The sequence below is a fragment of the Bacillus siamensis genome (genome assembly GCF_051628075.1).
Taxonomy (GTDB): Bacteria; Bacillota; Bacilli; order Bacillales; family Bacillaceae; genus Bacillus; species Bacillus siamensis.
In genome coordinates this window covers 832,034-842,500 of the sequence record NZ_CP155579.1, presented here as the reverse complement: position 1 = coordinate 842,500, position 10,467 = coordinate 832,034, and the positions used below count along the sequence as shown (strand labels likewise).

The following is a 10,467-nucleotide window of genomic DNA, read 5'->3' as shown; positions in this document are numbered from 1 at the left end:
TGTCAAGACCTGGTAAGGTTCTTCGCGTTGCTTCGAATTAAACCACATGCTCCACCGCTTGTGCGGGCCCCCGTCAATTCCTTTGAGTTTCAGTCTTGCGACCGTACTCCCCAGGCGGAGTGCTTAATGCGTTAGCTGCAGCACTAAGGGGCGGAAACCCCCTAACACTTAGCACTCATCGTTTACGGCGTGGACTACCAGGGTATCTAATCCTGTTCGCTCCCCACGCTTTCGCTCCTCAGCGTCAGTTACAGACCAGAGAGTCGCCTTCGCCACTGGTGTTCCTCCACATCTCTACGCATTTCACCGCTACACGTGGAATTCCACTCTCCTCTTCTGCACTCAAGTTCCCCAGTTTCCAATGACCCTCCCCGGTTGAGCCGGGGGCTTTCACATCAGACTTAAGAAACCGCCTGCGAGCCCTTTACGCCCAATAATTCCGGACAACGCTTGCCACCTACGTATTACCGCGGCTGCTGGCACGTAGTTAGCCGTGGCTTTCTGGTTAGGTACCGTCAAGGTGCCGCCCTATTTGAACGGCACTTGTTCTTCCCTAACAACAGAGCTTTACGATCCGAAAACCTTCATCACTCACGCGGCGTTGCTCCGTCAGACTTTCGTCCATTGCGGAAGATTCCCTACTGCTGCCTCCCGTAGGAGTCTGGGCCGTGTCTCAGTCCCAGTGTGGCCGATCACCCTCTCAGGTCGGCTACGCATCGTCGCCTTGGTGAGCCGTTACCTCACCAACTAGCTAATGCGCCGCGGGTCCATCTGTAAGTGGTAGCCGAAGCCACCTTTTATGTCTGAACCATGCGATTCAAACAACCATCCGGTATTAGCCCCGGTTTCCCGGAGTTATCCCAGTCTTACAGGCAGGTTACCCACGTGTTACTCACCCGTCCGCCGCTAACATCAGGGAGCAAGCTCCCATCTGTCCGCTCGACTTGCATGTATTAGGCACGCCGCCAGCGTTCGTCCTGAGCCAGGATCAAACTCTCCGATAAGTAGTTTGACTGACTACGCACATCACTGTGCGATTTATTTAAAACTTTGAATTAACAGGTACGTTTTGTCTTGTTTAGTTTTCAAAGATCATCTTCGACCTCATCTCGAGGCGACTTTCTTAGTATAACATTTCAGCAAGTTGCTGTCAAATGTTTTTTTGTTTTTATTTCTCCGCCGCTGTGTGCTTTTTGTCGAAGCGCATCAGCGACGTTTAATAATATAACACGCCTATAATTCAGCGTCAACACTTTTTTTGAAAGAATATCCTCGATGATATACTTCCTGCCCTTTTGTCTCTATTTGAGATACTTCAATAAAACCTTTTTCCGTCAGGTAATCAAGCATGACACCGAGATCTTGGGTGAAAGGCGCCAGCTCAGGATGCTGGAGCAATTCTCCAAACTGCCACATTTCTTTTTCACTCATAACTTGAAAAAGATGCGCCGAACCGATTTCAGCTTTTGAATGGATGAGAAAATCATTTGCTAAGAATAATAATTCGAGCCTTTTCTCCAAACTTTCGTGACTCTCGACAAGTTCGGAATATAACTTATATACCTGCGGCTCAATATGGCGGACCTGATTCCAGACAGTCGTTTCAGGATAGAACCCCCGGTCAATCACTTCTATGCGGGCCAAGTGGTGAAGAGCATGCACGACCGCATAATATGCATCCAGAAAATGATCAGCTTCAAAAAACGCTTTTCCTTCTACAAACCTTCTGATCAGCTTGCCGTATTCCATTCCGATCTTTAATTTCCGCTCGGCGAAAGGAAAAGTGCTGAGCCGGTCATTGAGTTCAGATATATATTCATTGCGGTCAAACAGCACCTTGCCGTTTATGATCCAATCTATAACTCTTCTATTTGTCCCCAGCAGAATCCATTCCTGGAGCAGGGCATCCGTTACAATATGTAAGGAAGCGGTTTTGTGTTCGAATTCATAATGCTTTATAAAAAGTGGCTCTTCAGCCTGTTTGACAATGACAAGCATGACCGCATCAAAGTTATCTGTGATGGATGATGCTTTGCTCCTTCTCTCAATCATAAGGACGGCCAGCGTATCGGGATGACTTGCTCTTTCTTGGTAAATTGGACGGAGAAGATTGTCCATTACGATTCCTCCAATGCGATTGTTTCACAAGCTTTTGTTTCTACATTTCTATGATAAAACATGAAAGTCCTTTTTTCTAAACACATTGAACTATTATAACAAATTTCCTTTCAGCTGCCATATCTATTCTTCCCTTTTCTTACGAAAACATGAAGAATATGCCATCTGATTTGTGCTATAGTTAAACCAGAGGGGGATGGACATGGCGAAATACTCAAGCAAAATTAATAAGATCAGAACGTTTGCGTTAAGTTTGGTTTTCGTTGGGTTTATCATTATGTACATCGGGCTGTTCTTTAAGCAGTCTGTTTTGCTTGCCAGCTTGTTTATGATTCTCGGCCTGCTGTCGATCGGGCTCAGCACTGCCGTTTATTTTTGGATTGGCATGCTGTCCACAAAAGCGGTCCGGGTGATGTGCCCCGCCTGCGAGAAAGAAACGAAGATTCTGGGCAGAGTGGATATGTGCATGCATTGCAGAGAGCCGCTTACATTGGATAAAGGTTTGGAAGGCAAAGCGTTCGATGAGTCTTATAATAGAAAAAACAGTGTGAAATAAACGAAGCTGACCGTATCAAAGCGGTCAGCTTCGTTTAATGGTTTTCTTTTTTGGAGCATTCTTGGCAGACGCCGTAAATCTCCAAACGATGGTGGCTTACCTTAAACCCCGTTACGTGAGCCGCAAGCTGTTCCACTTCGTCAAGGCCAGGATAATGGAAGTCCACGATTTTTCCGCAGTTTTCACAAATGGCGTGATAATGGTCAGAGGTGACAAAGTCAAATCTGCTGGACGCATCTCCGTACGTAAGCTCCTTTACAAGCCCCGCTTCCCGGAATACACGCAAATTGTTATAAACTGTCGCAACACTCATATTAGGGAATTTCCCTTCCAAGGCTTTATATATATCGTCCGCTGTCGGATGAGCCATAGAGTCCACGAGATATTCCAGAATGGCATGACGTTGAGGAGTAATCCGGACTCCCGTATCCTTCAACGTGTCTAAGGCTTCTTTTAATTCATGTGCAGCCATCCGTCATGCACCTCTCTTCTAAAAAAGATTCTTACTTTATAATGTTTATAATTAGTGTACATCTTTTCCCGGTCTCCTGTCAAATGCAATCTGACGAAAACCCCGTGAGTTCAGCATTTGTCCATTAATTAGACGCAATTTGTTCCAATTCGCGAAGCGCTTCCGCAACATGATCTTTTACTTTTACCTTTCTCCATTCCTTCACGAGACGGCCTTCTTTGTCTAACAGAAAGGTGGAGCGTTCGATTCCCATATATTCTTTCCCAAAATTCTTCTTCAGCTTCCACACATCAAAAGCTTCCGCCAGTTTGTGCTCATCATCGACGAGGAGCTGGAAAGGAAGATCGTGTTTCTGCTTAAATTTTTCATGTTTGTCACGGCTGTCAGGGCTTACTCCGATGATAACCGCATCAAGTCCCGCGAAATTTTCGTGCTGATCACGGAAATCGCATGCTTCCGTCGTGCATCCGGGTGTCATGTCTTTCGGATAAAAATAGAGCACGACGTACTTCCCTTTAAAATCCGTTAATGATACTTTTTCTCCGCTGTCGTTCACTAATTTCATATCCGGTGCTGCTTGTCCGATTTCAATCGTCATTTCTTATACCTCCGGGTTTTTTATTAAGCGTATCCAATTCGCGTTAAGATTACAACCGTTATCCCCCGCTCTTTTCTGGAAGCTTGAACCGTTGTGCTCGCATTGAAGCATGCTACAATAGAATATGATGTAAGGAGATATTAGGAGGGTCATTTTTTGTATACAAAATCAGTTGAACTTCATAAGGAAGCGTTAGAGCATATCGTGGGAGGCGTGAACAGCCCGTCCAGATCCTATAAAGCGGTGGGCGGCGGTTCACCAGTTGCGATGGAAAAAGCAAATGGCGCTTATTTCTGGGATGTAGACGGGAACCAGTATATTGATTATTTAGCGGCTTACGGTCCGATTATTACCGGACATGCCCACCCGCATATTACAGAAGCGATTAAAAAAGCCGCTGAAAACGGCGTACTGTACGGAACGCCGACTAAGCATGAGGTCACTTTCGCCAAAATGCTGAAGGAGGCCATTCCTTCACTTGATAAAGTGCGGTTCGTAAACTCGGGTACTGAAGCTGTGATGACAACGATCCGGGTTGCACGCGCTTATACAGGCCGGACAAAAATCATTAAATTCGCAGGCTGCTATCACGGCCATTCTGATCTCGTGCTTGTCGCTGCGGGTTCAGGTCCGTCTACGCTCGGCACCCCCGATTCCGCCGGTGTGCCGAAAAGCATCGCCAAAGAAGTGATTACCGTTCCTTTCAATGACATTGACAGCTACAAGGCCGCATTGGACAAATGGGGTTCAGAAATTGCAGCGGTTCTTGTCGAGCCGATTGTCGGCAATTTCGGCATCGTTGAACCTAAAGAAGGCTTTTTGGAACAGGTCAATGAATTGACCCACAAAGCGGGCGCGCTCGTCATTTATGATGAAGTGATCACGGCGTTCCGTTTTATGTACGGAGGCGCGCAGGATCTTCTCCAAGTAAAGCCTGATTTAACGGCGCTCGGAAAAATCATCGGAGGCGGGTTGCCGATCGGCGCTTACGGAGGCAAAAAAGAGATCATGGAGCAGGTCGCTCCGCTCGGTCCGGCATATCAAGCCGGCACGATGGCCGGAAATCCCGCATCCATCTTATCAGGTATCGCCTGTCTGGAAGTGCTGAAGGAAGAAGGCGTTTATGAGCGGCTTGATCAGCTCGGCGCCAGACTTGAGCAAGGCATTCTCGCCCATGCGGAGACACATGGCATTACCATTACCGTCAACCGTTTAAAAGGCGCGCTTACGGTTTACTTCAGTGATGAAAAAATCGTCAATTATGAGCAGGCGGAAAATACGGACGGAGAAGCATTTGCCAAGTTCTTCAATCTGATGCTAGAACGCGGGATCAATCTCGCCCCGTCGAAGTATGAAGCTTGGTTTATCACAACCGCACATACTGAAGAAGATATCGACGCCACTTTAAAAGCGGTTGAAGATGCGTTCAGACATATGAAAAAATAACTGCTGAAACAAGCGGGAGCCCGGGGCTTCCGCTTTTTCTTTTTGTCCGATTTGTGAGATAATGGTTTTTTCAAAAAAAGACCTTGAATAATTGGTATGATCCCTGTATATTACTTTATTGTTTAGCAAATAAACCGACAGGGAAATGTAAGTGTCAGCCGTTCGTTCGGCACATAATTTATTAGAGAAAGGAATGCACGCACAAACCAATGAAACTTGGTGCCCGCATTTTTAAAACAGGGATTGCGATTACGCTCGCCCTCTACTTAGCATCATGGATCGGACTTCCGTCGCCGATCTTTGCCGGGATTGCAGCTATATTTGCCATACAGCCCTCTATTTACAGGTCTTTTCTTATCATTATTGATCAGGTGCAGGCAAATATCATCGGCGCTGTCATCGCTACGGTATTCGGACTGATTTTCGGACCGAGTCCGATTATGATCGGATTGACCGCAGTCATTGTCATCACGATTATGTTAAAACTGAAAATTGAACACACCATTTCGATTGCGCTCGTTACGGTTATCGCGATTTTGGAAACACCGGGAAACAGCTTCCTGACGTTCGCTCTGATTCGAACAAGCACCGTTATTTTAGGCGTGCTGTCTTCCTTTATTGTGAACCTTGTGTTTCTTCCGCCGAAATACGAAACGAAACTGACTCATCATACGGTTGAATATACCGATGAGATCATGAAATGGATCAGACTGACCATGCGCCAGTCGACGGAGCACTCGATATTGAAAGAGGATATTGAGAAGCTGAAGGAAAAGATGATGAAGCTTGACCATACGTATCTTCTTTATAAAGAAGAGAGAAGCTACTTTAAGAAGACGACGTATGTAAAGTCGCGCAAGCTTGTTTTATTCAGACAGGCGATTATTACGGCGAACCGGGCGCTTGATACGCTGAAAAAGCTGCATCGCTATGAAAACGAGATTTATCATATGCCGGAGGAATTTCAGGAGACGCTGACAGAAGAAATTGATTATCTGCTTCATTGGCACGAAAGAATTTTGATGCGGACTGTCGGCAAGATTAAGCCGCATGATGACGATGCTGAAGAAAGCATAAGATATAAACAGCTTTTGACGAAGTCTTTCTTGAAAAATCAGCAGAACTGCGAGGATGAACTGCTTGATTACAATATGCTCAGCATTATGGCTGCGGTTGCGGAATACCGCGAGCAGCTGGAACATCTTGATACACTGATTACGAGTTTTCAGACATACCACCCGAAAGACAGCGAATTAGAAACAGACGATGATGAGTAACCCGGTGCTAAGAAGAACCGGGTTTTTTTGTATAAAAAAACTTATGCCGCCCATTCGGTCGGCATAAGTTTTTCAGTCAATTTAAATTCTGGATCGTAAATAAATGTCTGTACTGGCCGTCCCGCGCCATTAATTCTTCGTGCGTGCCGGTTTCAATGACGGAGCCGTTTTCCATGACGACAATTTTATCCGCATGCGTAATCGTGGACAGCCTGTGGGCGACGATAAATGTCGTCCGGTTTTTCGCAAGCTTGTCCATCGCTTCCTGAATGTAGTGTTCACTTTCAAGATCAAGAGCCGATGTCGCTTCATCCAAAATCAGCAGCGGCGGATTTTTTAAGAATACACGGGCGATCGAAATCCGCTGCTTCTGCCCGCCTGACAATTTGACGCCCCGCTCGCCTACTTTGGTCTCATAGCCTTCGGGGAAACCCATAATAAATTCATGGGCATTTGCCGCTTTCGCAGCCGCAACCACCTCATCCAGAGACGCTCCCGGTTTACCGATGGCGATATTTTCACGAATCGTCTCACTGAACAGAAATGTATCCTGAAGCACCATTCCGACTTGATTGCGGAGGCTTCTCGCTTCATAATCGCGAATATCTGTGCCGTCAATCAGCAGGCTGCCGCCGGACACATCATAAAAACGCGGTATGAGGCTGACAAGCGTCGATTTTCCGCCGCCGCTCATCCCGACAAGCGCAACTGTCTCCCCTTTTGTCACCTTTAAGGAAACGTCCCGCAAGATCTTTTCTTTCCCTTCTTCATAGGAGAACGAGACATTTCGGAATTCAACCTCGCCTTTAATGCCGTCAGCTTTGACGGCATTCGGTTTATCAGTCAATTCATACGGCTCGTCGATAAATTCAAATATGCGGTCCATTGAAGCAATCGACTGGGTCAGCGTCGTCGATGAGTTGATCAATCTTCTGACCGGATTGTACATTCTGTCAATGTAACCGACGAATGCAACCATTGTTCCTACTGTCAGCGGGCCGTTTATGACAAAATAGCCCGCAAACGCGATAACGAGCAGCGGCGCTAAATCCGTAATGGTGTTTACGACCGCAAATGTTTTGGCGTTCCAATTCGTATGACGGATCGCTTTGTCCAGAAAATGTCCGTTTTTCTCATCAAAATTGGCTTGTTCATAATTCTCAATGGCGAAGCTTCTGATAACGGGCATCCCTTGAACTCTTTCGTGCAAATGGCCCTGCACCTGAGCGAGAGCCTGAGAACGCTCGCGTGTCAGTTTTCGGAGACGGCCGTAAAAGTATTTCACTGAAATTCCGTATAACGGAAATAAAATGACAGATATCAGTGTCAGCTTGATATCGAGTGTGAACATAATACAGATGACGATCAGCACCGTCATCATATCAAGCCAGATATTCATCAGTCCCGTTATGACAAAGTCTTTTGTCTGTTCGACATCATTTATCACCCGGGAAATGACTTCGCCTGTCCTCGTATTGGCATAAAACCGCAGGCTCAATTTTTGAATATGGTCAAACAATACTCCTCTGATATCGTAGAGCACCCGGCTGCCCGTCCATTGCGCGAAATATTGCCGATAATACTCTACCGGCGGACGCAGGACTAAAAACAGCACGAACATGATGCCCATAATCGTGAATAGTGATGACGTTTTAGCGCTTGCCGTGCCGCTCCCTTGAATAATGTCGTCGACTACGTATTTTAACAGAAGCGGGAGAGCCAGCGGGATGGAGAACTTTATAATACCGATACACACTGTGATAAAGATTTGTTTTTTATAAGGTTTTACAAATTGCATATAGCGTCTGATTACGCCCACACTTTATCCCCCTCTCTCTTTAAGGCGTGTGAGCCCATGTGAAAAACCTGTTGACACCCCAACAGGTTTTTATTATATTCTTTATTTTGTATAGCGCAGATACCGTTCATACCACATATCAACAAATTCCGGAGCAAACGGTCCTTTCCGCTGATGAATCCAGTGCAGCAGCGTATTCAGATACTCCTTCAGAATGCTGTCGATCTCTTTAGGGTAATTCATTGATTTGCGGTGATCATCGTATTCATCTTCGTCAAGAATGTTATACGTCATATCCGGAAACACCTTGACATCCAAATCGTAATCAATATATTTGATGGCCTCCCCGTCATAAGCGAACGGCGAGCTGATGTTGCAATAATAGTGAACCCCGTCATCTCTCAGCATTCCAATAACGTTAAACCACTGACGGGCATGAAAGTAGCAGATCGCCGGTTCTCTCGTCACCCACGTCCGTCCGTCGGATTCGGTCACCATTGTCCGGTCGTTAGCTCCGATGATACACAATTCCGTACTTTTTAAAATCGTCGTTTCATTCCAAATTCGATGAAGCAGCCCGTTATGCTTATAGCTGTGAATTTGAATGGTTTCTCCTTCCTTGGGATATCCCATATTTCTCCCCTACTTTCTGTAAAGCCCTGCAGTCAATGCAGCCGCAATTGCTTTCCGACAAGTCTTTTCACTATTATACCGTTACGAATTAAAAAATGAAAATAAAAGAACCACTCCGCTTCCGGAATGGCACATTCATTTCTGCACATAGGAAGACGGCTTTTCCGTGCTGCGATAAGACTGGATGACTTGCTCTGTCTGCCTTTGGAATAACTCCTGTATGCCGGCCAGATCTTTTCGCTTTGTCGCAATTTCGTCCTGTACATTGTCCAGCTTTGCATCTCTTTCCAGACTGATGAGTTCCGCTTCCACCTGCCGGCAGCGGTCGAGTTCTGACTGCAGCTCGAGAAGCTGATCCATGATCTTCATCTGTTCACTTACAAGCTTTTCAAACTCTGACATCGGGTTCCTCCTTAGGCTTTTAGGTTGATACTCCTTACCATTTCGATTTTCTGCAGGAAAACCCTTTGACTCATTCTGTAGAGGAATCACAAGTTTTGTCGTTTGGATAAAAGAAAAAAGCACTTCCACCCGAAGATGAAGTGCTTTTTTGTTTCAGTGATTAGCTGTTTTGATGTTTGTTTTGTTCAGCAGATTGGTTTTGCTTTCTTACCTGCTGTGCATCAGTTTCACTGCCGAATTCAGTGCCGTATTGACCTTGACCGGAAGCTGATTGCTGGTTTTGTTTTTTCACCTGCTGAACGTCTGTTTTGCTGTATTTTGAGTTTGCCATTGTTATCACCTCCACGCACTTTAGAATGTGCAGGAGGTGTTAAGGCTATTCATGTTTTTTAAAAACTTATACGAGCAGAGAGCGTCCGCCGTCGATAATGATGGTCTGGCCGCGGATCATGTCCGCTTTTGAAGAAACTAAAAACTCCACCGTATCGATCATATCTTTAATTTCGACCATTCGTCCGGCCGGCGTATTTTGGCGGGCATCTTCAAGCAATTCGTCTCTGTTAGGGAAATGCTTCAGCGCGTCCGTATCAATCGCTCCGCCGGAAACCGCGTTTACGATGATGTTTTTCGGAGAAAGCTCAACCGCCAGGTAACGGGTTAACGCTTCTAAAGCGGCTTTTGAGACACCGACCGTCGTATAGTTCTCAAGATAGCGGATGCTGCCGAGCGAGCTGATGCTGACGATGTGGCCGCCTCCGTTTTTCTCCATCAGCTTTGCCGCTTCCTGAGCGCAGAAAAGCAATGCTTTCGCGTTGATATTCATCGTCCAGTCCCAATGTGTTTCTTCGAGTTCCATGACCGGTCTCAGCACGCCTGAAGCCGCGTTATTGACGAATACGTCCAGTCTGCCGAATGTTTCGTCGATCTGGCGGAACATGTCTTTAATTTTTGCCGGCTGGCCGACATTGGCTTTAATGACGAGCGTTTTAACGCCGAGTTTCTCAATTTCTTCGGCTGTTTCTAATGCCGCTTTTTTACTGCGGGCGTAATTGATGACGATGTTGTAGCCTTTTTCCGCGAGTCTGATGGCTGCCGCTTTTCCAACGCCTCGGCTGCTTCCTGTGATCAGTGCGCATTTATTTTGTTCCATTTTTCCTCAGCTCCTTG

The 10,467-nt window shown here is 46.2% G+C and carries 11 protein-coding genes and 1 rRNA gene (1 of these 12 running past the window's edge); 3 read left to right on the top strand and 9 right to left on the bottom strand.

The window, feature by feature from the left end; translation table 11 throughout:
- Window positions 1-1,004: ribosomal RNA gene (locus ABDB98_RS04300) — 16S ribosomal RNA — on the bottom strand; it reaches 546 nt to the left of the window's first position.
- A 229-nt stretch (window positions 1,005-1,233) separates the two neighbouring features.
- Window positions 1,234-2,118, bottom strand: a complete 885-nt coding sequence (locus ABDB98_RS04295; protein WP_016936703.1) for a nucleotidyltransferase-like protein — start codon at window positions 2,116-2,118, stop codon at window positions 1,234-1,236.
- A 202-nt stretch (window positions 2,119-2,320) separates the two neighbouring features.
- Here ABDB98_RS04295 and ABDB98_RS04290 point away from each other — a divergent pair, with 202 nt between their 5' ends.
- Complete coding sequence (locus ABDB98_RS04290; protein ID WP_007408568.1) at window positions 2,321-2,674, top strand: YgzB family protein; 354 nt, start codon at window positions 2,321-2,323, stop codon at window positions 2,672-2,674.
- Window positions 2,675-2,708: 34 nt separating this feature from the next.
- Here ABDB98_RS04290 and perR read toward each other — a convergent pair whose 3' ends face one another.
- Together perR and bcp are read right to left on the bottom strand one after the other, a co-directional pair.
- Window positions 2,709-3,146, bottom strand: coding sequence for a peroxide-responsive transcriptional repressor PerR (gene perR / locus ABDB98_RS04285; protein ID WP_013351502.1), 438 nt, complete (start codon window positions 3,144-3,146; stop codon window positions 2,709-2,711).
- Between the two features lie 124 nt (window positions 3,147-3,270).
- A complete protein-coding gene (bcp, locus tag ABDB98_RS04280; RefSeq protein ID WP_438421467.1) occupies window positions 3,271-3,744 on the bottom strand; it encodes a thioredoxin-dependent thiol peroxidase in 474 nt (157 codons plus the stop codon).
- 156 nt (window positions 3,745-3,900) lie between these two features.
- On the opposite strand from bcp, the gene ABDB98_RS04275 reads away from it, so the two are divergent.
- Both ABDB98_RS04275 and ABDB98_RS04270 read left to right on the top strand, forming a co-directional pair.
- On the top strand, window positions 3,901-5,190 hold the full coding sequence (locus ABDB98_RS04275) for a glutamate-1-semialdehyde 2,1-aminomutase (RefSeq protein WP_049628143.1): 1,290 nt from the start codon (window positions 3,901-3,903) through the stop codon (window positions 5,188-5,190).
- A 209-nt stretch (window positions 5,191-5,399) separates the two neighbouring features.
- Window positions 5,400-6,467 carry an aromatic acid exporter family protein gene (locus ABDB98_RS04270; RefSeq protein ID WP_016936706.1) on the top strand — a complete coding sequence of 356 codons (1,068 nt, stop codon included), beginning with the start codon at window positions 5,400-5,402 and terminating at the stop codon, window positions 6,465-6,467.
- Between the two features lie 76 nt (window positions 6,468-6,543).
- On the opposite strand, the gene ABDB98_RS04265 is transcribed toward ABDB98_RS04270, so the two are convergent.
- From ABDB98_RS04265 to fabL, 5 genes are all read right to left on the bottom strand, one after another.
- Window positions 6,544-8,286, bottom strand: a complete 1,743-nt coding sequence (locus ABDB98_RS04265) for an ABC transporter ATP-binding protein (RefSeq protein ID WP_049628142.1) — start codon at window positions 8,284-8,286, stop codon at window positions 6,544-6,546.
- Between the two features lie 81 nt (window positions 8,287-8,367).
- A complete protein-coding gene (ntdP, locus tag ABDB98_RS04260) occupies window positions 8,368-8,898 on the bottom strand; it encodes a nucleoside tri-diphosphate phosphatase (RefSeq protein WP_003155475.1) in 531 nt (176 codons plus the stop codon).
- A gap of 135 nt (window positions 8,899-9,033) precedes the next feature.
- Window positions 9,034-9,300, bottom strand: a complete 267-nt coding sequence (locus ABDB98_RS04255; protein WP_003155476.1) for a YgaB family protein — start codon at window positions 9,298-9,300, stop codon at window positions 9,034-9,036.
- A 160-nt stretch (window positions 9,301-9,460) separates the two neighbouring features.
- The gene (locus ABDB98_RS04250; RefSeq protein ID WP_438421466.1) at window positions 9,461-9,631 is read right to left on the bottom strand and encodes a gamma-type small acid-soluble spore protein; all 171 of its coding nucleotides are present in this window, start codon (window positions 9,629-9,631) and stop codon (window positions 9,461-9,463) included.
- 66 nt (window positions 9,632-9,697) lie between these two features.
- Entirely contained in the window at window positions 9,698-10,450 is a 753-nt protein-coding gene (gene fabL / locus ABDB98_RS04245) for an enoyl-[acyl-carrier-protein] reductase FabL (RefSeq protein WP_047476564.1), read from the bottom strand.
- Window positions 10,451-10,467: the final 17 nt, after the last annotated feature.